This window comes from Trueperaceae bacterium, from assembly GCA_023954415.1.
GTDB lineage: Bacteria > Deinococcota > Deinococci > Deinococcales > Trueperaceae > JAAYYF01.
Genome location: JAMLIB010000001.1, coordinates 161,214 through 185,291, shown reverse-complemented (window position 1 = coordinate 185,291; position 24,078 = coordinate 161,214). Strand labels below are relative to the sequence as shown.

At 71.8% G+C, this 24,078-nt stretch carries 25 protein-coding genes and 1 riboswitch; of the genes, 12 read left to right on the top strand and 13 right to left on the bottom strand.

The genetic code is table 11. The features are described 5' to 3' along the window. The first annotated feature begins 4 nt into the window (after window positions 1–4). Genes M9914_00825 through M9914_00815 form a run of 3 tightly spaced genes read left to right on the top strand, consistent with a single transcriptional unit; the run spans window position 5 to window position 2,779 of the window. Window positions 5–661 (top strand): CBS and ACT domain-containing protein, encoded by a 657-nt coding sequence (locus M9914_00825; protein ID MCO5172713.1) that lies wholly within the window; start codon window positions 5–7, stop codon window positions 659–661. Beyond that, window positions 658–1,857: an acetoin utilization protein AcuC gene (locus M9914_00820; protein MCO5172712.1), complete on the top strand. Its 1,200-nt coding sequence runs from the start codon at window positions 658–660 to the stop codon at window positions 1,855–1,857. The genes M9914_00825 and M9914_00820 overlap by 4 nt, the downstream gene beginning before the upstream one ends. 46 nt (window positions 1,858–1,903) lie before the next feature. Further along, complete coding sequence (locus tag M9914_00815; GenBank protein ID MCO5172711.1) at window positions 1,904–2,779, top strand: NAD(P)-dependent oxidoreductase; 876 nt, start codon at window positions 1,904–1,906, stop codon at window positions 2,777–2,779. Between the two features lie 3 nt (window positions 2,780–2,782). Here M9914_00815 and M9914_00810 read toward each other — a convergent pair whose 3' ends face one another. Both M9914_00810 and M9914_00805 read right to left on the bottom strand, forming a co-directional pair. Next, window positions 2,783–3,475 (bottom strand): class I SAM-dependent methyltransferase, encoded by a 693-nt coding sequence (locus M9914_00810; GenBank protein MCO5172710.1) that lies wholly within the window; start codon window positions 3,473–3,475, stop codon window positions 2,783–2,785. A gap of 104 nt (window positions 3,476–3,579) precedes the next feature. Further along, the gene (locus M9914_00805; protein MCO5172709.1) at window positions 3,580–4,632 is read right to left on the bottom strand and encodes an NAD(P)H-quinone oxidoreductase; all 1,053 of its coding nucleotides are present in this window, start codon (window positions 4,630–4,632) and stop codon (window positions 3,580–3,582) included. A gap of 56 nt (window positions 4,633–4,688) precedes the next feature. Here M9914_00805 and M9914_00800 point away from each other — a divergent pair, with 56 nt between their 5' ends. After that, window positions 4,689–5,696, top strand: coding sequence for a rod shape-determining protein (locus M9914_00800; GenBank protein MCO5172708.1), 1,008 nt, complete (start codon window positions 4,689–4,691; stop codon window positions 5,694–5,696). A gap of 3 nt (window positions 5,697–5,699) precedes the next feature. On the opposite strand, the gene M9914_00795 is transcribed toward M9914_00800, so the two are convergent. Beyond that, window positions 5,700–6,230 carry a hypothetical protein gene (locus M9914_00795; GenBank protein ID MCO5172707.1) on the bottom strand — a complete coding sequence of 177 codons (531 nt, stop codon included), beginning with the start codon at window positions 6,228–6,230 and terminating at the stop codon, window positions 5,700–5,702. A 191-nt stretch (window positions 6,231–6,421) separates the two neighbouring features. Further along, the gene (locus M9914_00790) at window positions 6,422–7,777 is read right to left on the bottom strand and encodes an MATE family efflux transporter (protein MCO5172706.1); all 1,356 of its coding nucleotides are present in this window, start codon (window positions 7,775–7,777) and stop codon (window positions 6,422–6,424) included. Window positions 7,778–7,835: 58 nt separating this feature from the next. On the opposite strand from M9914_00790, the gene M9914_00785 reads away from it, so the two are divergent. Continuing rightward, window positions 7,836–8,927 (top strand): peptidoglycan DD-metalloendopeptidase family protein, encoded by a 1,092-nt coding sequence (locus M9914_00785; GenBank protein MCO5172705.1) that lies wholly within the window; start codon window positions 7,836–7,838, stop codon window positions 8,925–8,927. A 13-nt stretch (window positions 8,928–8,940) separates the two neighbouring features. Here M9914_00785 and M9914_00780 read toward each other — a convergent pair whose 3' ends face one another. The 3 genes from M9914_00780 to M9914_00770 form a co-directional block, all read right to left on the bottom strand. Beyond that, on the bottom strand, window positions 8,941–9,627 hold the full coding sequence (locus tag M9914_00780) for a TIGR00730 family Rossman fold protein (GenBank protein ID MCO5172704.1): 687 nt from the start codon (window positions 9,625–9,627) through the stop codon (window positions 8,941–8,943). Window positions 9,628–9,781: 154 nt separating this feature from the next. After that, a complete protein-coding gene (locus M9914_00775) occupies window positions 9,782–10,411 on the bottom strand; it encodes an HAD-IA family hydrolase (protein MCO5172703.1) in 630 nt (209 codons plus the stop codon). 186 nt (window positions 10,412–10,597) lie between these two features. Then, window positions 10,598–12,937, bottom strand: coding sequence for a Smr/MutS family protein (locus M9914_00770; protein ID MCO5172702.1), 2,340 nt, complete (start codon window positions 12,935–12,937; stop codon window positions 10,598–10,600). Between the two features lie 40 nt (window positions 12,938–12,977). Between M9914_00770 and M9914_00765 the strand changes: the two genes are divergently transcribed. Continuing rightward, entirely contained in the window at window positions 12,978–14,075 is a 1,098-nt protein-coding gene (locus M9914_00765) for a hypothetical protein (protein MCO5172701.1), read from the top strand. 85 nt (window positions 14,076–14,160) lie between these two features. Here the strand turns inward: M9914_00765 and pta are convergent, their stop codons facing one another. After that, a complete protein-coding gene (gene pta, locus M9914_00760; protein ID MCO5172700.1) occupies window positions 14,161–16,311 on the bottom strand; it encodes a phosphate acetyltransferase in 2,151 nt (716 codons plus the stop codon). A 217-nt stretch (window positions 16,312–16,528) separates the two neighbouring features. Between pta and M9914_00755 the strand changes: the two genes are divergently transcribed. Then, a complete protein-coding gene (locus tag M9914_00755) occupies window positions 16,529–17,086 on the top strand; it encodes an RDD family protein (protein ID MCO5172699.1) in 558 nt (185 codons plus the stop codon). 86 nt (window positions 17,087–17,172) lie between these two features. On the opposite strand, the gene M9914_00750 is transcribed toward M9914_00755, so the two are convergent. From M9914_00750 to M9914_00735, 4 genes are read right to left on the bottom strand one after another with little or no spacing between them, the layout of a single operon-like run. Continuing rightward, window positions 17,173–17,658 (bottom strand): hypothetical protein, encoded by a 486-nt coding sequence (locus tag M9914_00750; GenBank protein ID MCO5172698.1) that lies wholly within the window; start codon window positions 17,656–17,658, stop codon window positions 17,173–17,175. Between the two features lie 13 nt (window positions 17,659–17,671). Next, entirely contained in the window at window positions 17,672–18,079 is a 408-nt protein-coding gene (locus tag M9914_00745; GenBank protein ID MCO5172697.1) for a DUF2249 domain-containing protein, read from the bottom strand. After that, window positions 18,069–18,395 (bottom strand): cupin domain-containing protein, encoded by a 327-nt coding sequence (locus M9914_00740; GenBank protein ID MCO5172696.1) that lies wholly within the window; start codon window positions 18,393–18,395, stop codon window positions 18,069–18,071. The genes M9914_00745 and M9914_00740 overlap by 11 nt, the downstream gene beginning before the upstream one ends. Before the next feature lies 1 nt (window position 18,396). Beyond that, window positions 18,397–18,675, bottom strand: a complete 279-nt coding sequence (locus M9914_00735; protein MCO5172695.1) for a DUF1858 domain-containing protein — start codon at window positions 18,673–18,675, stop codon at window positions 18,397–18,399. Between the two features lie 122 nt (window positions 18,676–18,797). Here M9914_00735 and M9914_00730 point away from each other — a divergent pair, with 122 nt between their 5' ends. The 3 genes from M9914_00730 to M9914_00720 are packed head-to-tail and all read left to right on the top strand — an operon-like array spanning window position 18,798 to window position 20,737. After that, complete coding sequence (locus M9914_00730) at window positions 18,798–19,019, top strand: DUF2249 domain-containing protein (protein MCO5172694.1); 222 nt, start codon at window positions 18,798–18,800, stop codon at window positions 19,017–19,019. A gap of 6 nt (window positions 19,020–19,025) precedes the next feature. Next, window positions 19,026–20,408 carry a hypothetical protein gene (locus M9914_00725; protein ID MCO5172693.1) on the top strand — a complete coding sequence of 461 codons (1,383 nt, stop codon included), beginning with the start codon at window positions 19,026–19,028 and terminating at the stop codon, window positions 20,406–20,408. Next, window positions 20,405–20,737: a metal-sulfur cluster assembly factor gene (locus M9914_00720; GenBank protein ID MCO5172692.1), complete on the top strand. Its 333-nt coding sequence runs from the start codon at window positions 20,405–20,407 to the stop codon at window positions 20,735–20,737. Before M9914_00725 ends, M9914_00720 begins: the two co-directional genes overlap by 4 nt. Window positions 20,738–20,790: 53 nt before the next feature. Here the strand turns inward: M9914_00720 and M9914_00715 are convergent, their stop codons facing one another. Continuing rightward, window positions 20,791–21,468, bottom strand: coding sequence for a Crp/Fnr family transcriptional regulator (locus tag M9914_00715; protein MCO5172691.1), 678 nt, complete (start codon window positions 21,466–21,468; stop codon window positions 20,791–20,793). Between the two features lie 64 nt (window positions 21,469–21,532). On the opposite strand from M9914_00715, the gene M9914_00710 reads away from it, so the two are divergent. Together M9914_00710 and M9914_00705 are read left to right on the top strand one after the other, a co-directional pair. After that, window positions 21,533–22,768: an MFS transporter gene (locus M9914_00710; GenBank protein MCO5172690.1), complete on the top strand. Its 1,236-nt coding sequence runs from the start codon at window positions 21,533–21,535 to the stop codon at window positions 22,766–22,768. Between the two features lie 55 nt (window positions 22,769–22,823). After that, window positions 22,824–22,926, top strand: a riboswitch (TPP riboswitch). A 40-nt stretch (window positions 22,927–22,966) separates the two neighbouring features. After that, complete coding sequence (locus tag M9914_00705) at window positions 22,967–24,073, top strand: thiamine ABC transporter substrate-binding protein (GenBank protein ID MCO5172689.1); 1,107 nt, start codon at window positions 22,967–22,969, stop codon at window positions 24,071–24,073. The last annotated feature ends 5 nt before the right edge of the window (window positions 24,074–24,078 follow it).

Genomic DNA, 24,078 nt, shown 5'->3' with positions numbered 1-24,078 from the left:
GTCGATGCTCGTTAACGAGATCATGTCCCACAAGGTCGTCGCCATCGGCCCTGACACGCCCATCAAGGACGTCCAGGCCCTGATGGAGCTCCGCAACATCCGCCACTTCCCCATCCTGGCCGAGCCGAGCGGCGGCGCCTCCGACCGTCTGGTCGGCATCGTCTCCGACCGCGACGTGCGCCTCGTCGGCGCCGACCACCCGAAGGCGCCCCCGGGCGTGCGGGCGAGCGACCCCGTCAGGCTCCTCATGGTCCACCCGGTCCTGACGGCGGACCCGAACGACCCGATCGAGGAGGCGGCCAAGGTCCTGCGGGACAACAAGATCGGCGCCATGCCCGTCATGGAGGACGGGCGCCTCGTCGGCATCGTCACGGGCATCGACATGCTCGACGCGCTCATCAGGATGTCCGGCGTGCGCGGGGCCTCCAGCCGTCTGGAGGTCGAGCTGGTCGACCGGCCGGGCGCGCTGGCCGGGCTCCTCGACCGGGTGGCGAGCCGCAACGTGAACGTCTCGAGTGTCATGACCTCGCGTTCCGATCCAGACGCCGACACGGTCGCGTTCGTGATGCGCATAGCGACCGTCGACGGCCACGGCCTCGCGGCCTACCTGCGCGGTCTCGGGTACAACGTGCTGTGGCCGCCGGAGGCACCCGAAGCGTGAGCTCGCCCGGGCCCGGCGTCCTGCTCGTGCACGACCAGCGCACGGCGCGCTTCGAGCTCGCCCCCGACCACCCGTTCAAGCCCGTGAGGATGGAGCTGACCCGCTCGCTGCTCGAGCATGCCGGGGTCCTGGCGCCGTCCGAGGTCGTGCCGCCCGCGCCCCTCGAGGAGGCCGAGCTGTTCGGTGTGCACGAGCCGGAGTACGTGGCCGACGTGGCGGCGCTGTCCAGGGGCGAGGCCGTCGAGCGGGCCAGGCAGCGCGGCCTCGGCACGGCGGACAACCCGGTCTTCCCCGGCATGCACGAGCTCGTCTCGCTCGTCTGCGCCGGCACCGTGACGGCGATGGAGCTCGTCGCGACGGGCAAGGCGCTCCGCGCCGTCAACCTGGGCGGCGGCCTCCACCACGCGCTGCGCGACCGGGCGTCCGGCTTCTGCGTCTACAACGATCTCGCCGTGGCCATCCGGCGGGCCGTCGACCGCCACGGCCTGCGGGTCGCCTACGTCGACCTCGACGCGCACCACGGCGATGGGGTCCAGTGGCTGCTCTACGAGGACCCGAACGTGCTCAAGGTCAGCCTGCACGAGTCCGGCCACTACCTCTTCCCCGGCACCGGGCACCCGTACGAGACGGGCAAGGGCGCGGGGCGGGGGCTCTCGGTCAACGTCCCGCTCGAGCCCTTCACGGAGGACGATTCGTACCTCGAGGCGTTCGACGTCGTCGTCCCGACCGCCTTGCGGGCGTTCGAGCCGGACGTCATCCTCCTGCAGGCCGGCGCCGACCCCCACCGCTACGACCCCCTGGCCGACCTCTCCCTGACGCTCACCGGGATGCGGGCCGCCTACGACAGGGTCGTGGCGCTCTCCGACGAGCTGACCGGCGGGCGCATCGTCGCGACGGGCGGCGGCGGCTACGACCCCTACCGCACGGTCCCGCGCGCGTGGGCGCAGCTCTGGAGCGCGCTGACGGGGCGTGAGCCGCCCGCCGAGCTGCCAGGCGACTGGCAGGCGGAGTGGCGCTCGCGGCTGCCGGAGGCCCCCATCCCTGACCGGTGGACGGACGGGCCGAGCGATTTCAAGCCGCACCCCAAGCGCGAGCAGGTGGCGCGGCGCAACCGCGTCGTCGCCGGCAGGACGGTGGAGGCGCTGCAAGCCATCTGGCGGGACACGGGGCTCGTGAGCAGGGTAACCTCGTCCTGAACGCCGCGAGCGCCCGTCGGGGCCGCCGGCTTTGGAGGACAACGACATGCGCATCGGCTTCATCGGACTCGGCACCATGGGCGCGCCGATGGCCGCCAGGCTCCTGGCGGCGGGCTTCGAGGTCACGGTCCACAACCGCACGCGCGAGCGCGAGGAGCCGCTGGCCGCGCTCGGCGCCAAGCGGGCGGCGAGCCCGAAGGCGTGTGCCCAGGAGCGCGACGTCGTGTTCACGATGGTGTCCGACACCCCGGACGTGCAGGCCGTCGTGATAGGCGACCACGGCGCGATCGAGGGGCTGGCGGAGGGCGCCGTGCTCGTGGACATGAGCACCATCAGCCCGGCCACCACGCGGCGCATGGCCGCCGCCCTCGCCCAGCGGGGCGTCCAGATGCTCGACGCCCCCGTCTCGGGCGGCAGCGAGGGGGCCAAGAACGGCACGCTGTCGATCATGGTGGGCGGCGAGGCCGCCGCGCTCGAGCGCGTGCTGCCTGCCCTCGAGCACCTCGGCCGCACGATCACGCACGTCGGCCCCGTCGGCAGCGGGCAGGTGGCCAAGGCCGTCAACCAGGTCATCATCGCCGGCACGTACGCTGCCGTCGCCGAGGGCATGGCGTTGGCGATGGCGGCCGGCATCGACACGGACGCGGCCCTCAAGGCGCTCGGCGGCGGCGCGGCCGGCTCGTGGGTGCTCGCGAACCGGGCCAGGAACATGCTCGCCGGCGACTACCCCCTCGGGTTCAGGACCCGCCTGCACCGCAAGGACCTCGGCATCGCGCTGGCGTCGGCGCGCGAGCTGGGCGTGAGCATGCCCGTGGCCGCCTACGTCGAGCAGCTGGAGACGAGCCTGGTGGCGCGCGGCTTCGGCGACGAGGACATGTCGAACGTCGCCCGCGTCGTGCGCGAGCAGGCCGGACTGAATTGAGGCCTAGGGCGAGACGGCGACGACCCAGACGCGCTCCGCGTCCGGACGAGCCGGCCCGCCCTCCGGGTACTCGATGACCGCGACGTCCTCGAAGCCGGCCGCCTCGAGTAGGCGCACGAGGTCCGCGGCTGCGTAGCCCCGCTCCTGGTGCACTTCCGTGAACGCGCCCTGGGCCGGCGCTTCGGCGCCCGTGTCGCAGTACGCCTCGACCGTGGCGAGCCCCGTCGCCTCGTCGTAGGCGTGCGTCCAGCGGTAGTAGACGTCGTCCGTCCAGCCTTCCGAGACGCCGCCCTGCCATAGCTCCCGCAGACCGGTCGGGGTGTTCACGTCGAACATGAAGACCCCGCCGGGCACCAGGTGCTCGCGCACCCTCGCCAGGCAGCGCGCGAAGGCCGCCTCGTCGAGCAGGTTGTTCAGGGCGTCGAACACGGAGTACACGAGGTGGAAGCGCCGCGGCAGGGAGAACGCCTCGAACGTGCCGTGGTGGAACGCGATGCCGGGCAGCTTCCGGCGGGCGACGGCCAGCATCGCGGGACTGGCGTCGAGGCCCTCGACCTCGTACCCGAGCTCCCACATGGGCAACGTGGCGTTGCCGGTGCCGCAACCGAGGTCGAGGAGCGCGCCGCCTGCGAACCCACGGCGCTCGGCGGTGCGAAGGATGAAGGCAGCCCAGTCGTCGTACTCGATGTCCGCCATCAGGCGGTCGTAGACGCCCGCGAGGTCGGTGTACGGCGCGGCCGGTCTTGGGCCCGACGCGTCGGTTCGCGAGCCCGACGCCGCAGGTCGGAGGCGCGGCACCGCTACTCGAGCTCCAGGACGAGCTTGCCCGCGTTGCGGTTCGCCCGCATCCGCTCGTGCGCCACATCCGCGTCACGCCACGGGTGGACCTGGTCGAGCACCGGCCTCAGACCGCGGGCGGCCAGCTGCGGCCCGAACCTGTTCCAGAGCGCGCGCTTCACCTCGACCTTCTCGGCCACCGGACGGCCCCGCAGCGTCGAGCCGATCACGTGCAGGCGCTTGGCCATGAGCCGCCGCAGGTCCAGCTCCACCTCGGCGCCGCCGAGGGTCGAGATCACGACCAGCCGCCCTCCCGGCCTCAACACCTCGAGGTTGTCGGCGAAGTACGCGCGCCCAACGATGTCGAGCACGACGTCGACCCCCGGGGGAACGCAGGCGGCGATGACGGCGGCGAACGACTCCTCGTGCCTGTCGACGGCCACCTCGGCTCCGAGCTGCAAGCAGAGGCTCGTCTTCTCCGGCCCGCCGGCCGTGGCGAGCACGGACGCGCCCGCCGCCGTGGCCATGGCGATGGCCATCGTGCCGACGCCGCTCGCACCGCCGTGAACGAGCAGGCGCTCGCCGGGGCGCAGGCGTGCCTCCATGAACAGGTTGAGGAACGCCGTGAACGCCGCCTCGGGCCACGCCGCGGCCTCCACGAGGCTCCAGCCGGCCGGTACGGGCATGAGGAGCGCCGCGGGGACGACGGCGTACTCGGCGTAGCCGCCGCCGGGCAGCAAGGCGCACACCCGCTCGCCGGGCAGCAGGACGACGGCTCCGGCGGCCCCTGCGGCGCTCGCCCCCTCGGCGTCCGCCGCCTCGCCCCAGCTCAGTCCCGGGCCAAGCTCGGCGATCTCGCCCGAGACCTCCAGGCCCAGTACGTCCGTGACCCCGGGCGGCGGCGGGTACATGCCGGCGCGCTGGGCGAGGTCGGCGCGGTTGACGCCGGCGCACCGCACGCGCACGAGGACCTCCCCGGGACCGGGTACGGGGCGCGCCACGTCGGCGACCACGAGCCTGCCGCCGGCACCCGGGACGAGCGCCGCCATAGTGCCTGCGTACGAGCCCTCACTCACAGCGCCATGCTAGCCGACTCGGCCACGGGCCTCGGGCTACCTGGTAGCGTGGGCCCATGATCGGGGTCGACCTCGGCACCACGAACGTACGCATTCACGTCAAGGGCAAGGGCGTGCTCCTGCGCGAGCCGGCGGTGATCGCCGTAGTGAAGGGCACGACGGAGGTGAAGGCCGTCGGGCAGGAAGCTTACCGGATGCTCGGCCGCACCCCGGGGAACATCACGGCCGTCAGGCCGATGGCCGACGGCGTGATCGCCGACTACACCCTCACGGAGAAGATGCTGCAGGCGTTCATCCGGAAGGTCCTCACCGGACCGGCGCGCTTCCTGCGCCCGAACATCATGGTGTGCATCCCGTCCGGCATCACGGACGTCGAGCGGCGGGCGGTGGTCCAGGCCGTCCACGAGGTCGGGGCGCGCAAGGCGTTCCTCATCGAGGAGCCCGTGGCCGGCGCCATCGGAGCCGGCATCGCCATCGCCGAGCCCATCGGCTCGATGGTGATAGACATCGGCGGCGGCACCACCGACCTGGCCATCATCAGCCTCGGCGGGATCGTCGTCTCGCAGAGCCTGCGCATCGCGGGCAACACGTTCGACCGCGACATCATGGTCTATGTGAGGGCCAAGTACAACCTGCTCATCGGCGACCGCACGGCCGAGGAGATCAAGCGCACGATCGGCGCGGCGAAGATAATCACGGAGAGCGACAGGCAGAGCATGGAGGTGCGCGGCCGCGACCTCATCGACGGCATGCCGAAGAGCGTCACCGTCACCACCGAGGATGTCGTGGCGGCGCTCAAGTCGTCGCTCGAGCGCATCGCGGACGGCATGCGCAAGGTCCTCGAGCAAGCGCCGCCCGAGCTCGTCTCGGACGTGATCGAGCGCGGGATCGTCCTCACCGGCGGTGGGGCGCTGCTGCGGCACCTCGACGACTACCTGTCCAGCATCACGTCCATCCCGGTCGGCGTCGCGGCCAACGCCGCGGACTGCGTGGTGCTCGGCACGGCGCAAGCGCTCGACATGGTGCACGTGCTCAAGGACGCGCACTTCGAGCGGACGCGCTGAGGGTCAGCTCTCCGCGGTGACGTCGTGCCCGGAGCCGTCCGGCGCGAGGGCGTCGTTGCCGGGGGCGTCCGGCGCCAGGGCCGGGGCCTTCACCGCCGCCTTGGCCAGCGTGCCCGTGGTCAGGAAGCCAAGCGCGTACGCCACGCCGACGAGCAGCAGGAGCGCGTACAGGCCCACCCCGCGCTGCTCGGTGGCGAAGGCAAGCGCGAGGAACCAGGTGACGGAGCCGTACAGGGTGGCCAGCACGAGCGTCGCCGTGAGCGCCGGCCGCCTACCCCTGACCGAGGTGAGGCGCAGGCCGGCGAAGGCCGCGAACACGGTCTCGAGGATCGCGAAGCCTACGAGGACCCACATGAGGACGGAGCTCTGGTGGACGGCGACGCCGGAGGTCAACAACCGCACGACGATGGCGACGAGGAACGCGAGGACCACCTGCGCCATGAACCCGACGACGAACGCCGGGCGCAGCACGGCGGCGGCGGCGAGCTCGTCGAGCGTCGGCGCGTCGAGGTAGCGCCGCAACGGGGCGATCACGCGCGCCCGCGCGCACGCTTGGCTGGAGTGCGGGCGCCGAGGCTAGTGCTTCTCAGGCTCGACCGTGTTGCGCGAGACCCACACGCTGGTCACGACGAAGAAGGACGAGAACAGCCCGATGGCGATCATGATGATGATCGCGTTGCGGGCAATAACCAAGAACTCGCTCATCTCTACCTCCGACAGGGAGTCTACCCAGTTCCGGGCCCGCGCGTTCGCGACAGCCTGGCGAAGCGCGCGCTCATCAGCGCGGCGGCCGTCGCCAGGCCGGCCACCATGCCGTACCAGAGCCCCTTGGCGCCGACCCCGAGACCGAAGGCCAGGAGCAGCCCGACGGGCATGGCCACGATCCAGTAGGAGACGAGCGTCAGGAGCATGGGCACGCGCGTGTCCTTCAAGCCTCGCAGGGCGCCGATGGCCGTGACCTGCACGCCGTCGAAGAGTTGGAAGAGGGCGGCGATGCTCAAGAAACCGACGGCCGCCACGACCATGGCGGCGTTCGCCGGAGCGTTCACGTCCGTGTAGAGGCCGATCACGAAGCGCGGCGCCACGAGGAAGAGCGTGGCGGAGCACGCCATGAACCCGACCGCGACGCCGATGCCCATGAACCCCGTCCGCCTGACCTTGGCCATGTCGCCCGCGCCGGCCGCCTGCCCGACGATCACGCTGGTGGCTATGGCCATGCCGAGAGGCACCATGAACGTCATCGAGGCGGACTGCATGGCCACCTGGTGCGCGGCGAGGACGGAGTCGCCGAAGCGGGCGATGAGCAGGCCGGAGAGGCTGAAGAGGCCCACCTCCATACCGGTGGTGAAGGCGATCGGCCAGCCGATCTTGACGAGCTCGCCCATCACGCGCAGGCGCAACTGGGCCATGCCGGCCAGGACGCGCTGCTGCGGGTAGCGCAGGGCGACGAGCGCCGCGGCCAGCAGGAACATGATCGTGTAAACCCCGGCCGTCGCGAAGCCGGTGCCGACGACGCCGAGCGCGGGGAAGCCCAGGTGGCCGAAGATCAGCACCTCGCAGAGCACGACGTTGAGAGCGACGCCGAAGAACGCGATGTACATGATGGGCCGCGCGTCGCCATGGCCCTCCAGGAAGCCTCGGAGCGCCGTGAAGCCCAAGTAGAACGGGAAGCCGAACGAGATCGCCCTGAGATAACCCCCGGCCAGACGCGCGGTCTCCTCCTCGAGGCCGAGGCGCAGCAGGACGGGCCCGACCGCGTAGAAGACGGCGATGCCGGGGATGGCCAGCACGAGGGCGAGCCATAAGGCCTGCGAGGCGGCGTGGCCGGCCTCCGAGCGCCTCCCTCCCCCGAGCGCCTGCGCCACCGTCGGGCCGACGGCGAACAGCACCGAGGACATGACGATCCCGGTAGTGAAGTAGAAACTGCCGCCGAGCGCCATGGCCGCGAGGGCGCCCGCGCCGAGGCGACCGACCATCAGGGTGTCGACGAAGCCGAGGCCGTTCTGGGCCAGCTGCGCAAGCACCAGCGGCGCCGCCAGGCGCAGTAGGCCGAAGAACTCGCTTCTGCGCGTGGCGACCACGCCCACCAGGATAACCGCAGCGGGCAACCCTGCAGCAGGCCGCGGTAGCATGGCGGGCATGCGGATCGCCGTTGCACTGCTCGTGGTCCTGTTGCTGGTGGCGGGCGGCCTCTGGGCCCTTGGCCTGCCGCCGTTCAAGGGCCGCACGCGCGAGCCGGCGAAGCCCGACCTGTTCGCCGCCATCGCGTCGCCAGACCCCGGCGCCGTCACCGCCGCGCTGGAAGGGGGCGCCGACGTGCACGCCCGCGACCTCAGCGGCTACACGGCGCTCATGGTCGCCGTGCGCGAGAACGCCCCGACGGCCGTCCTCGACGCGCTCCTCGCCGCCGGCGCGGCGCTCGACGACGTGACGGAGAACGGCTCCAGCGCCCTCATGCTCGCGGCCGCGGCGGGCACGCCCGCCCAGGTCATCCACCTGATGAACGCCGGCGCCGACCCGACGCTGCGCGACACGGAAGGCCGCAACGCCTCCGACCTGGCGCGCCAGAACGCAGCCGTGCGCACCTCCGGGGTCTTCCCGAGGCTCCAGGAGCTCGGCACGCGCCCGTTCGTGCGCGGCTGGCCGAGCGGTTACGTCGTGCCCGTCGAGCATGCGACCATCAGCTCGCGCCGCAGCCACCTGCCCGGCGCCCTGCGCGCCTACCGCAACGGCTATCACGAGGGGTTCGATTTCTACAACGGCACGGTGAGCGTGAACATCGGCTACGGCACGCCCATCGTGGCGGTGGCCGATGGCGTCGTCATCCGAGCGGACAAGGGCTACGTCGAGAACAGCCAGGCGGAGTACGACGCCCTGATCACGGAGGCGTTACGCGGCCTCGACACTCCGCCCGAAGTCCTCGACCGCCTGCGCGGGCGGCAGGTCTGGATCCGCCACGCCGGCGGCTTCGTGACGCGCTACGCGCACCTCGCGGCCGTGGCGGAAGGCGTTGCCGTCGGCAGCGTCGTACGGCAAGGCGACGTCATCGCCACGACCGGTAACTCCGGCACGGCCGAGGCCGCCCAGGGCACGCAGGACGACCCGCACCCGCACGTCGAGGTGTGGCGCGGCGACACGACGTTCCTCGGCTCGGCCTTGGAGCCGGAGGAGATCTGGAGCCTGGCGGCGCAAGTCTTCGGCGTCGCGGCGCTGCCCCCGTTCCACGACTGACCCCCAGGGCGGCCTACCAGGGGAGGTTGAAGCCGGCCTGCGTCGAGTTGCGGTAGTAGGCCTCGATCTCGGCCGGGATGGTGCTCACGTCGTCGACGACCTTGAAGAGGTGCAAGTCGCCTTCGGATATCGTGCCGGCGCGCTGCAGCGTGCCCTGTAGCCACTGCAGCAGCCCGCGCCAGAACTCCACGCCGACCAGGTAGACGGGGAACGGCTTGATCTTGCGGGTCTGGATGAGCGTCAGGGCCTCGAACAGCTCGTCGATGGTGCCGAAGCCGCCGGGGAACACCACGAAAGCCGTCGAGTACTTCACGAGCATGACCTTGCGCACGAAGAAGTACTTGAACTGCAGCGTGTCCGTCTGGTACGGGTTCGGTGACTGCTCGTGCGGCAGGTCGATGTTCAGGCCCATGCTGCGCCCGCCGGACTCCATCGCGCCGCGGTTGGCCGCCTCCATGATGCCCGGCCCGCCGCCCGTCAGGACCGTGTACCCCTCGCGCACGAGCGCGCCGCCGAGCTGCTGGGCCTTGGCGTAGATCTCGGTGCCCTCCTTGAGGCGGGCCGAGCCGAAGACCGTGACGGCCTTCCCCACGTCGGCCATCTCCTCGAACCCCTGGACGAACTCGCCCATGATCCTGAACATGCGCCACGAGTCCTCCGCGAGGGCGTCGATGACGTACTGCTTCTCGATACCGTTCATCCGCCTAGGTTACCTGCAAGGGACGCGCCCACGGGCGCGCGAACGGCTTGCCAGAAACCGGGCTCCGCACCTGTTCGCTGGGGTGCGCCCAAGGGCGCACGAACGGCTCCACGGAGGCCCGCGCCCGAAGCCGGCCGGCGGTCATACGAACCGCTCACAGTAAGTTCAGGAGCGGGCCGATGGTCGGCTCGACTACGTCCGGTCCGGCGGAGGCCAACGTGGCGGCGTCGTGCGTGCCCCACGTGACCCCGAACGTCCTGAGGCCGGCCGCCCGGCCCGCCGCGATGTCGCTGGTCGTGTCGCCGACCATCCACGCGCCACGCGCCCCGGCGGCGGCGAGCGCGCGCAGGATCACGTCGGGCGCCGGCTTGTGCGGGAACCCGTCGGTGCCCTGCACGTGGTCGACGTGATCGGTCAGGCCGACGGCCGCGACGAGGTCCCTGGCCGTGGCGGAGCGCTTCGTGGTCGCCACGAGGCGTGCGTAGCCGCGCTCGCCCAGCTCGCTCAGGACGTCGACGACGCCCGGGTACGGCCTCGTCTTGTCGGCCAGATGGAGCCGGTAGCGCGCGCGGTACGCCGCGACGAAGGCCTCGAGCCGATCGGGGCGGACGAAGCCGGCGTACATCTCCTCGAGCGGCCTACCGACGAGCGCGCGTACGGCCGAGCGCTCCGGCTCGGCCTCGCCGAGCTCGGCGAACGTGGCGATGAACGTGTCCAGGATGTCGTCCTGCGAGTCGACGAGCGTGCCGTCCAGGTCGAAGACGATCGCGAGCCTTGGGTGCATGGGCCGAGTATCGCAGATGAGCTACGGTCGACGCCTGCGAGGACCGTTCCGCTCGAACGAGGGCCGCTGCCGCCTTGGCGGCGGGGATGCGCGCTCGGAGCGGACCGTCCCGCTCGAACGAGGCGCTCCGTTCGGTCGGGGTGGGCGCGGAGGCGCGCTTAAGCGGGAGTAGGCGCCGGCTCGAGCTCAATAGCGCAGGTAGGCCACGGTGACGCCGTGACCGCCCTCGTAAGGCACGGCGTCCTCGAAACGCTCGACGAGCTTCTCGCCCTTGAGGTACGAGCGCACGGCGTCGCGCAGAGCGCCCGTGCCCTTACCGTGCAGCACCCGCACCGACTCCGCCTTCAAGGCGTGCGCCTCCATGATGAAGTCGCGCAGGAGCTCCAGGCCGGCCTCGACCCGCTCGCCCCGCAGGTTGAGCTCGCGGGGGGTGCTCGACTGGCCGAGTGCGACCGGGCTGCGGCGGGCGGCGGGCTTGGCCCCGGCCTTGACCGTCGCCTTCACCGGGTCGACGTCGCGCACCGGCACCTCGACCTTGATGAGGCCGAGCTGCACGACCACCTGGTCCCCCCTGCGCTCTAACACCGGGCCTTCGGCGTCGTAGCTGGCGACGCGCACGCGCATGCCGACGCTTAAGGGGTCGCGGGCCGCCACGGGGTCGCCTTGCGCCGCGGCCCCGGGGCGGGGCGCGTCGCGGCCGGCGAGCTTGCGCGCCTGCCGCCGCAGTGCGCCGATCTCCTCGAGCGCCTTCGAGCGCAGCTCCGGCTCCTCGCGCGCACTGCGCTTGAGCCGGGCGGCGTGCTGCAAGGTGTCCTTCAGGAGCGCCTCGGCACGCGCTGCGGCCGCGGCCATCACCTCGCCCTCGCGGCCTCGCAGCATGGCGATCTGGTCGCGCAGCTGCTCGGCCTCGCGCACGGCCGTCTCGCTCGCCACGCGCGCCTCGGCGAGCTGCTCCTCGAGCTCCTCGCGCTGCTCCTCCAGGGCGAGGAGCAGGCCCTCGAGCCGCCCGCCCTCCGGGCCGAGCAGCTCGGCGGCGCGGGCCAGCAGCTCCTTGCCGAGGCCGAGGCGGTCGGCGATGGCCAAGGCGTAGCTCCGGCCGGGCTGACCCATGACGAGCTGGTAGGCGGGCCTGAGCGCCTCGACGTCGAAGCGCATGGCCGCGTTGGTCACTCCGGGCGTCTCTGAGGCGAAGACCTTGAGGGGCGCCAGGTGCGTCGTCACGAGTCCGCGGGCGCCTGACGCCACCACGGCCTCGAGGATGGCCTGCGAGATCGCGGCGCCCTCGTCCGGGTCCGTGCCGGAGCCGAGCTCGTCGATCAACACGAGCGCGTGCTCGTCGGCGCTGTCCACGATGGCGCGCAGGTTACGCAGGTGACCGGCGTACGTACTGAGGCTCGCCTCGATGCTCTGCTCGTCGCCGATGTCGCAGAGGAGCTCCCGCGTGTAAGGGAGGAGCGGCTGCCTGGCGCCGTCCGCCGCCACGAACAGCCCGGAGTAGGCCATGAGCGCGGCGAGGCCGACGGTCTTGATGAGCACCGTCTTGCCGCCGGCGTTCGGGCCGGTGATGACGAGCAGACGGGTGCCGTCGTCCAAGAGGATGTCGTTCGGGACGCAGTCGGTCACGAGCGGATGCCGGGCGCCGGCCAAGCGCACCCGTCCGGCCGGGTCGAACGCCGGCCGCGTGAGGCGCCAGTCGGACGCGAGGCGGGCCGAGGCGTTGACGACGTCCAGCTTGGCCACGACCTCGAGGCTGGCGTCGAGGAGCGGCTCGTCGGCGAGGCGCCGTCCCAACGCCAGGAGGATGCGCCTGACCTCGTCGCGCTCCTCCATCTCCAGGAGCGCGAGCTCGTTGTTCAGGTCGACGACGCCGGCCGGCTCGATGAACACGGTGGCGCCGGAGTCGGAACGGTCGAGGGCCAGGCCCGGCACGCGCGCCTGGTGGTTGGCTCTGATCGGGATGACGTAACGCTCGCGCCTGAGCGTGATGATCGGGTCCTGCACGTACTCCGAGTACTGCTCTAGCAGGCGGGTGAGCCGGTCGCGGATGCGGCCGCGGAGCGGGTTGAGACGGCGCCGGATGTCGTAGAGCTTCGGGGTGGCGTCGTCGCGGACGTTGCCGTCGGGGTCGAGCTGCTCCCTCACCAGGCGCAGCACGCCGTCGAACGTGCCTATCTCCAGCGCGAGCTCGGCCAGCGCGGGGCGCTCGCTATGGAGGATGGCGCGGCGCAAGGTCGCGGCGCCGTCGAGCGTGTACGCGATCGACAGGATGTCGGTGCCGTCGAGCAGGTTGCCGTCGCGCACCCGCCGCACCAGCCCGCGCACGTCCTCGATGCCGCCCAGGGCAAGGAAGCCGCCATCGACCACCTCCTGGACGCGCTCCAGCGCCCGTTCGGCGACAGCCTCGTCGTGCAGCGGCGCCAGGGCGTTGGCCAGCTCGACGCCCATGAAGGTGCCGGCGCGCTCGGCGAGGGCCGCGCGCACGCGCTCGAAGGAGAGCTTGGCGAGCGTGTTGTCTGAGACCTGCACAGCGCACAAGTATACGTGTCCGGTCGGTTACGCTCCGTCCATGAGCGAGGAACGCCACGCGCCCGAGGCGCGACAGGCTGCCGGGGCGGCCGAACGTCGCGCGACCGAACCGCGCCGCGACGCGGTGGCGAGCGCGGAGGTAGCGGCCTCGCCCCTCTTCGCCTGGGATCACACGCTCGCGGCGCTGACCGACTGGGCGGCGGCGCCGGACCGCGGCCGACCCACGGCCGACGGCGCCGGCTGGCTCATGGCCCTGCGGGTCGGCGCGGCGCCAGGCAAGGTCGTGGTGGCCGAGCTCAGGCAGGGCGGGGCGGAAGGCCGGCTCGTGGCGCGCGTCGGCGCGGACGAGACCCCGACGGCCGCCGACGTCGCGGCGGCGACGGAGCAGCTACGATGGCGCCTCGCCCTCGACCTCGACACGCGCGCGCTCCACGCGGCTCCGGAGCGCGACCCCGCGTTCCAACCCGTGGCCGCCGCCCTCGCCGGCTTCCACCCGCCGCTCTTCGCCAGCGCCTTCCAGGCGGCGTGCTGGACGGTCGTCAGGCAGAGGACGCCACCTGCGTTCGCGGCGGCGAGCTTCGGGCGCATCGTCGAGTACTTGGGAGAGGCCGTCGCCGTGCCGCCCGGCCTGCTCGCCTCCACCACGCCGTCCGGAACGGCGCTCCGCGAGCCGGTCGGGGAGCCGCCTCGTTCGACCGGCGACTCCCCGACCGCCACACGGCTGAGCGTCTTCCCGTCCGCGGCCGCCCTCGGCGAGGAGGCCCGACCGGCGCTCCTCGCCGCGACGAACAACCTCCGCAAGGTTGACCGCCTCCGCGGCCTCGCCGACGCCTTCCTGGGCCTTGACGAGGGCTGGTTGCGCGCGGCGCCTTACGACGAGGTCTTCGCGTGGCTGGCGAGGCTCCCCGGCCTCGGGCCGTGGTCGGCCGAGCAGGTGGCCTGGCGCGGCCTCGGCCGCTACGAGCGCACCCCCTGGCGCGACGCGGGCGCCTTGACGGCCGTCGGCGACGTGTACGCCGGCGGGCTGACCTTGGCGCTCGGCAGCGCCAGGGAGCTTGCCGAGCGTTACGGCTGGCTGCAAGGCCTCTGGTTGCGGTACCTGAAGGCGTACCCGCGGGTCCGCCCTCGGAGCGGCTGAGCCGTTACCGCGAAGCCGGCGCCTCCTCACGCCGCTCGGCGACCGTCGCCCTAGCGCGCTTCACGGCGCCCCCGAGGCGGCGGGGTCAGTCGGGGCCCTCGCCGACCTGCGTCGCCTGCACGGCGGTGAGCGCGATCGTGTAGACGATGTCGTCGACCAGGGCGCCTCGCGACAGGTCGTTCACGGGCCGCCGCAAGCCTTGCAGCATGGGCCCCACCGACACCACGCCCGCGGAGCGCTGCACGGCCTTGTAGGTCGCGTTCCCGCTGTTGAGGTCAGGGAACACGAGGACGGTCGCCCTGCCCGCCACCGGGCTGTCCGGGGCCTTGCTGCTGGCCACGCTCGGCACCGCCGCGGCGTCGTACTGCAGCGGGCCGTCGATGGGGAGGTCGGGGCGCCGCTCCCGCGCGATGCGGGTCGCCTCGCGCACCTTGTCGACGTCGGCGCCCGCGCCCGAGGTGCCCGTCGAGTAGCTGAGGAGCGCAACGCGCGGCTCGATGCCGAAGGCCGCGGCGGAAGCGGCCGACTGCACGGCGATGTCGGCCAACTCCTCGGCGTCGGGGTCGGGGTTGACGGCGCAGTCGCCGTACACGAGGACCTGGTCGGGTAGGCACATGAAGAAGACGGACGAGACGAGCCTGGCGCCCTTGTGGGTCTTGATGAGCTGCAGCGCGGGGCGGATGGTGCTGGCGGTCGTGTGAACGGCGCCGGACACGAGGCCGTCCACCTCGCCCAGCGCCAGCATCATCGTGCCGAGCACGACGTTGTCGCGGAGCTGGTTGCGGGCGCCGTCGTCGGTGAGGCCCTTGTGCTTGCGCAGCTCGACCATGCCCGCCACGTACCGCTCGCGTAGCGCGTCCGTCGGCTCGACGACCTCGACGCCGCGGCCGAGGACGACGCCCTGGACCTCGGCGACCCTCTGGACCTCGACCGGGTCGCCGATCAGGACGCACTTCGCGATGCCACGCTCACCGCACTCCGCGGCCGCCTTGACGGTGCGGGGCTCCTCGCCTTCCGGAAGAACGATGCGCTTGCCGGCGGCCCGCGCGAGCTCGACGATGCGGTAGAGGAACGCGGGCGGCGACAAGCGCAGCACGCGGAGGGCGCCGATACGCGCCTTGAGCGCGCCGACGTCGAGATGCTCGGCGGCGACCTTCATGACGCGCTCCATGCGCTCGACGTCGTCGCTCGGCACCTCGAGGTTCATGGCCGCCGCGCGGGCGGCCGTGACGTAGGAGTCGCTCTTGACCGCCAGCACCGGCAGGCCGGTCGCGATCGCCTTCTCGCAGAGCTTCATGACGTCGGCGTTCGGCTCCATGTCGCCGGTGAGGACGAGGCCGGCGAGCGGCACGCCGTTGAGGGCGGCCATGCATACGGCCAGGATGACGTCGTCGCGATCGGCCGGCGTTATCAGGAGCGCGTCGGGGCGGAGGCGGTGGGTCATGTGCGCCACGGAGCGGGCGACGAGCGAGACGTCTATCACGCGCCGCGTCGCCAGGTCGCCCTCGTGCAGGACCGCTGCCCCCAGGTGCTTCGCCACGTCCAGGGTCCTTGGCGAGACCATGGCGGGGCTGAAGGGGATCGCGCCGACCAACGCGAAGCCCGGGTGCCTGAAGACGCGCAGCCTGGCGCGCACCGCGTCGGCGGTCAGCTCGACCTCGGGCGTCTGCAAGCCGGTGCGAGTCGCGCCCATGACCTCCATCGGCGGGGCGTTGAGCTGGTTCACCACCACGCCGAGGACGTGCTCGCTAGCCGCGCCGCCGAACGGCTGGGCGGCCAGCTCGAGGCGGTCGTCGACCGCTTGGAGGCTGGGCTGGGGGGTCGTGACGAACAGGACCTGGCAGTCGAGGGCCTGGGCTATGTCCGCGTTGAGCGCGTCTAGGTTGGGGTGCTCCGCCGTGGCGGCGAGGCCTTCCACGATGACGACGTCGGCGCCGACCGCGGCGGTCGCGTAGCGGCCGACCAGGGCCTGGAGGAGCTCCGAGTGCCGGCCGGCGGCCAGCATGCCCTCGGCCACGTCGTAGCGCATGGGCTCGCCGGGAACGATGGTGGTGGTGCGGCGCACGAACTCCGTCGACCGTTCCGGTCCGGAGTCGTCGCCCGGCTGGCGGATCGGCTTGATGAAGCCGACGCGCAGCCCTTCACGCTCGAGGACCCGGACGAGCCCGAGGCACACGGAGGTGAGGCCCACCCCGGGGCCGGTCGGAACGACGTAGAAGCCGTGCGCAGTTGCCATGCGACCTCGTCCGCCGCGCGCCTTGGCGGGGCGCGGCGCCTTCCGCAACACCTTACGCCGCCCGGCGAAGGGCGATCGAAGGTCATGTGTCCCGCGGCGCCCGTCGCGGGCGCCGCGGCCCAAGCACCACATACCCCATGCCGACGCGTGCCCTAGACTGTGGTCGTCGGACGCCTTGAAACTTCGTAGACCTCACCGCGTCCTGGAAGGAGCGGGCATGACGGACAACGGGTCAGCAAGCGGCAACCAGGAGGCGCCGAACGGCGCACCGACGGGCGGCGCCCCACTCCCACCCAGCGGCCAAGGCGTGCCGACTCCCGATCACCCGGGCGCGACCACGACCAAGCCCGACGTCGGCAAGCGGGCGATCGCCTGGATAATCGACGCGGTGGTGGCCGCGATCCTGAGTTACGTCCCCCTCATAGGCAGCCTGCTCGGCGCCGCGTACATCCTCACGCGCGACGGCTTCGCCTTCGACTTCATGGACGGCCGCTCCATCGGCAAGAAGCTCATGAAGCTGAGGCCGGTCCGCGACGACGGCCGCAAGATGGACCTGGAGACGTCCATCAGGCGCAACTGGACGCTGGCTCTCGGCATGTTGGGGACCGTCGTCGTGTACGCGCCGTTCCTCGGCATCATCGCCCTCACGCTCCTCCTGACCCTGGTCGGCGCCATCCTCGGCCTCATGGAGATCTACTTCGTGCTGACCTCCCCCGACGGGCGCCGCTACGGCGACCGGTTCGCCGGCACGCGCGTCGTGGAGACGGAGAGCTAGGAACGTTGGGGAGGGAGCCGGCGCGGCGAACCGTCGGGCAGGCCGGCGGCCTGACGGGCGGCGCCTAGGGCGAGGACGGGCGGCGCTCAGGCGCCGCTCTCGTCATCGGGCGCGGCGGGAGCGGTCTTCTTGGGCGCTGCGCCCCCGCGGCGCCCAAGGCCTTTCGCGCGGAGCGTCTCGAGCGTTACGACCCTGCGGCTCATGGCGAGCGCGAAGGCTACCATCGCCGCCAGCACCAGCACGCCGCTCGCCACGAAGGCCACGTGCCAACCGCGCGCGAGCGTCATGCGCCACGCCGGCTCGCTCACCACGCGCAGGACGAGCCCGGCCTGCAGCAGGAGGAAGGTCGCGCGCTCCCACGCCGTCTGCTTGATACCGCCCGGCCTCGGCAGCATCCAGAAGGCCACCCCCATGACCATGCCGAGGAAGAAGCCGACCAAGCCCATATGGGCGTGAGTGGTCCTGAACGGGCCGGCCAGGCTCGGCCAGATGCCGACCACAACGCCGAGTAGCCCGGTAGCGACCAGCCAGCCGAGGGCGGCCCGCAGGAACGCGACTTGCCACCTGCTCACGCGCTACGACAGCTCAGGCGACCTTGCCTATGCGCACCCGCCACGTCTGCGGGCCCTGCTCGAGGTACTCCCACTCGACGGCGCCGGCCCGCTCGACCTGGAACTGGTAGTAGAGCGGCTTCGGGTCGTGGTCGTTGACCAGCTCGAACGACTGGCCCGTCTCCAGGTCGTCGAACGTCCTGAATAGGAGCGGGTGACGCTCACGCGGCGGGATGGTCCTCACGTCGACTCTCTTCATCGCGGTTCCTCCTTCTGCCCACTTGATGGCTCCCGTTGGGCAACTGGCCATGGCGTCCAGGGTGAGGCTCATGGCCGGCACGTGTCCGACATCGTCGCGGATGCCGGGCGCTATCTCGTCGCAGATGCCGCACTCGATGCATACGTCCATGTCCACGTACATCTCTTGCGGTCTAAGTGACATGCTTCGCCCCCAACTGCCTCACCCCGATCACGGTGAACGCGCCCTCCCCCGCCTGCAGCGCCTTGCGGGTGCCCGGCGGCAGGTACACGACGTCGCCCGGCCCGACCCGGTGCGTCTCGTCGTTCTCGCGCACGGTCCCGGAGCCGCTCACGACCGTGAACACGGTCTCGGCCGCGTCGTTCTCCGGCGCCTTGATCTCCTGGTGCTTCTGGAGGCACAGGAGCATCACGGCCATGTTGTCGCCGACGATCAAGGGGCGCGGCACCGGACCGCGCTCCGAGAAGCGGGCGAGCCCCTCCGTCTTGTAGAGCGCCACTTCAGTCCTCCTCCTCGACCGCGCCGGCGCCGGGCGCGAGCAGTGCCGGCAGCCCCATGGCCGCGAGGGCGCCAAGGAGCGCGGCCACCTCCGGCTCGCCCAACCCCCGCAGGCGGATGGCCTGCCCAAGGTTCACGGTGTGAGCAAGCGCGAAGCGCATGGGCGCCTGCACCAACGGCGTGAACCCGTGCCGGACGAGCGTGTCCAGGGCGTCGGGGTGCGCGTCGAGGATGCGCGAGACGCGCGCCTCCAGGAGGGTCTTGCGGCCAGCGGCCGTCAAGCCGCCGTGCCTCTCGTGCCGTGCCTCTGGCCCTGCCACGCTACGTAGCCTCGCAGGCGCTCACCGGCACGACCATGACGTAGGTCATTGGAGGCAAGGGTGCGCCGGGCGGAAGCTAGGGCATGACCGAGAAGTTCCTCGACAACCGGGGTATGGAGCCGCCCAACCCCATGATCCGTACCCTCGAGACCCTCGAAGGGATGGCGCCCGGCGACGTGCTCGTCATCCACAACGACCGCGTGCCCATCTACCTCCTGCCGCAGCTGGCGGACGCCGGCGCCACCTACGAGGTGGAGGAGCAGAGCGACGGCAGCGCCAGGGTCCGGATCACCAAGGGGGCGTGAGCGACCATGATGCCGCGCCTCGGCGCGGACGGCGCCCCGCCCGCGCTGCCGATCTCCGCGCTCCTGGTCGGCGCGCTCGCCGTGGCGCTCGGCGGGGCGGCGCTCCTCCTCTCCCCCGCCGCCTTCACGAGCTACCTTGGCGCGCCGCGCGTCGTGGCCCTCAACCACCTCTTCACGCTCCTATGCGTCGGGCTCGTGTTCGCCGGCACGTTGCAGCAGCTCCCGGCGGTCATGTTCGTCACCAAGCTCGTGTGGCCGCGCCTCGGCTGGCTCACGCTCCCCGTACTGGGGGCGGGGAGCGCCGCGGTGGTGGTCGGCTTCCTCCGCGGCTTCGACGCGAGCTGGCTCGTGCCGGGCGCCGCCGCGGTGAGCGCCACGTGGCTCGCGCTACTGGCGCAGCTCCTGGCCACGGCGGCGCGCCGCTGGCCGAAGGACGCCGGTAGTCACGCCCTCATCCTCTCCGTCGTCTTCCTTACCCTCGCGGTGACGCTCGGCTTCGCCCTCTCGGGCGCGCGCTCATCGCCGCAGGTCGCGGCGCAGCTCGGCTACCCGGTCAGGCTCCACTTCACGGTCGGGCTCTTCGGGGCGTTCCTGTTGGGCATCGTCGGCTCCGGCCAGAAGCTCCTCTCCATGTTCGCCTTGGCGAAGGGCGGCCCCCGCTGGCGGGTGCGCTACGCCTACCTGGCGGTCTGCGCCGCCGTGGTCACCGAGGGCCTGGCGGCGTTCGCGCGCCTGCCGCTCGACCACGCTGCCGAGGTCATGCTGGCGGTGGCCTGCGCGCTCCAGGTCTGGGAAGTGTTCGGCATCCTCCGGCGGCGCCTACGCAGGAAGCTCGAGGCGCCCATACAGCGGTACGTGCTCGCGCACGCGTTCTTGCCGCTCGCAGGCGTCGCGCTGCTCACCGGCCAAGGCGGGGCGGCCGTCGTACTCTTCCTCGTCGGCTTCGTCGGCCTGGCCGTGAGCGGGATGCTGGTCAAGATCCTCTCGTTCCTGACCTGGACGTGGCAGTTCGCCGGCGCGGCGACCGGCGGCGTGTCGGGCGGCGCGCCCCTCCTACGCGACCTGGTGAGGGACGAGCTCGAACCGGTCATCACGTGGGGTCTCGCGGTCGGGGCGCTGAGCCTCGCGGCCGGTGTGACTTGGCGGGCGGAGGCGCTCGTGCTGGTTGCCGGCGCCGCCACCCTCGCGGGCGGGGCTGCGCTCTTCGCCCAGGCGTGCCACGTGGTGCTGACGACCGTCGGCGCCAAGCGGCGCCTGGCGAGAGCGGCCGCCGACCGGGCGCGCACGCAAGGTGGCGCCGGCCAGGCCGAGGTCGCGGGTACAACGGCAGGCGGCGAGACCCCCGGCGCAGCGAAGGTCGCTCGCGCCTTGGAGGACACGGGAGCATGACCCAGACGGAACTCACGGAGATCAACGCCGCCACGCCCGCGCGCAACGTCCTGGAGGCCCTGCGCGCCGTGATAGACCCGGAACTGGGCCTCGACATCGTGAGCCTCGGCATGGTCTACGCCGTGGCGGTCGTGGACGCGAACGTCGCGATCGAGATGACCCTCACGACTCCCGGCTGCCCGCTGCACGGGAGCATCGAGGCGGACGTCAAGCACTGCCTCGGCAACGTGCCCGGTGTCGACGACGTGACCGTCGACCTGGTGTGGGACCCCCCATGGACGCCTGACTCCATGAGCGACCAGGCGAAGAGGTCGCTCGGCTTCTACTGAGGGCGCGGCGCGTGCGGGCGGAACCGCGCGGGCCGACCCCGCGGCCCCCGAGCTCATCGGCCCGCGGCGTTGGCCATCTCGCCTAGCTGCTTGCGGTCCACCTTGGCGACTGTGCGGCCTTGCATGGTGATGGCGCCGCCGGCATGCAGCCGCGACAGGTTGCGGCTCACGAGCTCCGGCACCGTGCCGAGCTGAGCGGCGATGGCGCCGTTCGTGTCGAGGACGAACGGCACGCCATCGTCGGCGACGCGGAGCAGGTAGGCGGCGAGGCGGTGGACGACCTCCTGGAACGAGATCTGCTCGACGAGCGCCACCAGCCGCCTGAGCCTGCGGCCGAGCATGGTCATCAGGTGCAGGGCTATCTCGGGTCGGGCCTTGAGGAGCCGCTGGAAGCCCTGCTGTTCCAACCACAGGACCTCGGAGTCCTCGGCCGCCTCGGCGCTGGCGGGGTACGGGCCGCCGTCGAGCGACACGAGCTCGGCCACCGTGTTGTAGGGGTGTTCCATAGCCAACACGACCTCGCGGCCGCTGGCGGGCGAGATGACGTACACCTTCACCTTGCCGCTCACCACGACGGCGAGCCCCTGGGCCGGCTCGCCGGCCATGAACAGGGGTTGACCCGCCTCGAGCCGCCGCCGGTGCGCCACCCCCGCGAGGGCCTCGAGGTCGGCCTCCGATAACTCGGCGAAGAGGGGGCAGCGGGCGAGGACCTGGGCGGCGGTGAACTGCACGTCACTACGCTAACCGGTGGCGCTCTCGGCACCAGGTCCAAGTGAACGGGGGTAACATGCGCCGGTGGCGCGGACGAGCTGGCAACGCATCCTCTTCGTGATGTTCTTCGCCCAGCTCCTCGCCTCGATCGGCTTCTCCACCATCTTCCCTTTCCTCCCCAACTACGTCGAGTTCCTCGGCGTGCGCGGCTCGGGCTCGATCATCTTCTGGGTGTCGGCCGTGTTCAGCGTGCAGGCGGTGGCCATGATGATCGCCTCGCCGATCTGGGGCGCCATGTCGGACCGGATGGGCCGCAAGCTCATGGTCGAGCGCGCCCTGTTCGGCGGTGCGATCATCGTCCTCCTCATGGCCTTCGTGCACTCGGCCGAGGAGCTGACGTTCCTGCGCCTCATCCAGGGCCTGACCACCGGCGTCGCCTCGGCGGCCTCCTCCATGGTCGCGTCCTCCGCTCCGCGCAACCGCCTCGGCTACGCGATGGGGATGATGCAGACGGCGAGCTGGGCCGGCGCTTCCATCGGCCCGATGATCGGCGGGGTGCTCCAGTACTTCTTCGGCTTCCGGCTCTCGTTCGTGCTGACGGCCGTGCTGATGCTGGCGGGCGGGCTCCTCGTGTTCTTCGGGGTGAAGGAGGAGTTCACGCCGCCCGAGGGGCGCAAGGGCGGCGTGAGCGGCATCGTCGGCGCCTGGCGCGACGTGCTGCGCACGGCCGGCGTGCCCCTAGCCTACTTCCTGCGGTTCAGCGCCTGGCTGGGCCGCACGATGCTCGTGCCGTTCCTGCCGCTGTTCATCGCCACCATCACCGTCGACCGTGACCTGGCCGGCATGTACACGGGCCTGGCCATCGGCCTCGCCGCCGGCTCCTCGACCCTGAGCGGGGTCGTCCTCGGGCGCCTGAGCGACCGCATCGGCTACAAGCCGGTGCTCGTCGTATCGACCTTCGCGTGCGCGCTCTTCTACGTGCCGATGGCGTACGTCGGCAACGTCTTCCAGCTCATCGCCGTCAACGTGCTGATCGGCTTCGCCATCGGCGGGGTGTTGCCGGCCATCAGCGCCATGCTCGCGCGCCTCACCCCACCGCAGGTGGCCGGCGCCGTCTACGGCATCGACAACTCCGTCTCGGCGGCCTCGCGAGCTCTTGCGCCGATCGTGTCCGGCGCCGTCGTCACGGTCACGAGCCTGCCGGGCGAGACGAACTACCGCACCATCTTCCTCGTCACCGCCGCGCTGTTCCTGGTCACGGCCGTCGTGGCGGCGTGGTTCCTGCCCAAGCGTGGGGCAGAGCCGGAACCCTCCGTCTAGAGCCTTACCGCGCGTCAGAAGCCATTGACCGGCATGACCCATGCGGGTAGCGTGGCTATGTCACCAGGGGTGTCCGGCGCCACGAGCGCCGGGCTGAGATCACACCCTAGAACCTGACCCCGGTCATGCGGGCGGAGGGAGAGTGACGCAGAGCGCCAAGCGCCGCGCGTCCGTCGGTGACGGTTAGGACGTGAGGCCATGCGCAGGTCGTCGACCGTACTCTTCTCATCGGTACTCTTCTCGTTGGCGCTGTCGCTGTTCGCCCTCGGCGCGGCTCAGCGCATCACCGTGCTCACGCATGACTCGTTCGCCCTGCCGAGCGAGCTCCTCGCGGAGTTCACCGAGCGCACCGGCATCCAGGTCACGTTCCTGCAGGGCGGCGACGCCGGCGAGGTCGTCAACCGCGCCGTGCTCACCAAGGCGCGTCCGCTCGCCGACCTGCTCTTCGGGGTCGACGACAGCCTACTGGAGCGCGCGCGGAGCGAGGGGATCTTCGAGCCTTACGTGAGCGGCGAGCTCGGCAGGGTGAACGGCACGCTCCTGTTGAGCGCGGACGGCCTGGTGACCCCGGTGGACGTCGGCTACGTGCTGCCGAACGTCGACACGGCCTGGTTCGCCGACCGCGGCCTTGCCCTCCCCACGGCGCTCGAGGACCTCGCGGCCGACGAGTACCGCGGTCTGACGGTGGTCGAGAACCCGGCCAGCTCGAGCCCCGGGCTGGCGTTCCTCCTCGCCACCGTGGTCCGCTTCGGCGACGCCGAGGCGGGCATCGCCGCCACCCACGGCGGCTACGCCGACTGGCTCGACTACTGGGCCGCCCTCGTGAGGAACGACGTCGCCGTGGCCGACGGCTGGTCCGACGCCTACTACACGCTGTTCACGCGCTACGGCGGCGATCGCCCCGTGGTCGTCAGTTACGCCACGAGCCCCGCCGCCGAGGTCATCTTCGCGGACGCGCCGCTCGCCGAGGCCCCGACCGCCAACCTGCAGTGCGCGGGCTGCGGCTACCGCCAGGTGGAGGGGATCGGCATCCTCGCGGGCACCGCCAACCACGCGGCGGCGGAGGCGTTCGTCGACTTCATGCTGAGCCGCGCCGTGCAGTCCGCCATCCCGCTCGCCATGTTCGTCGACCCGGTAGTGGCCGACGCGACCCTGCCGCCCGAGTTCGAGCTCTACGGCCGGGTGGAGGACGGCGTGGTGGCCTCGGCCCTGCCGGCAGCCGTCGTGCAGGCGCACCAGGCACGCTGGCTGCGGCAGTGGACCGCGGTCGTGCTACAGGGCAGGGACCCCGCCGGCGTGCGCTGAACGGG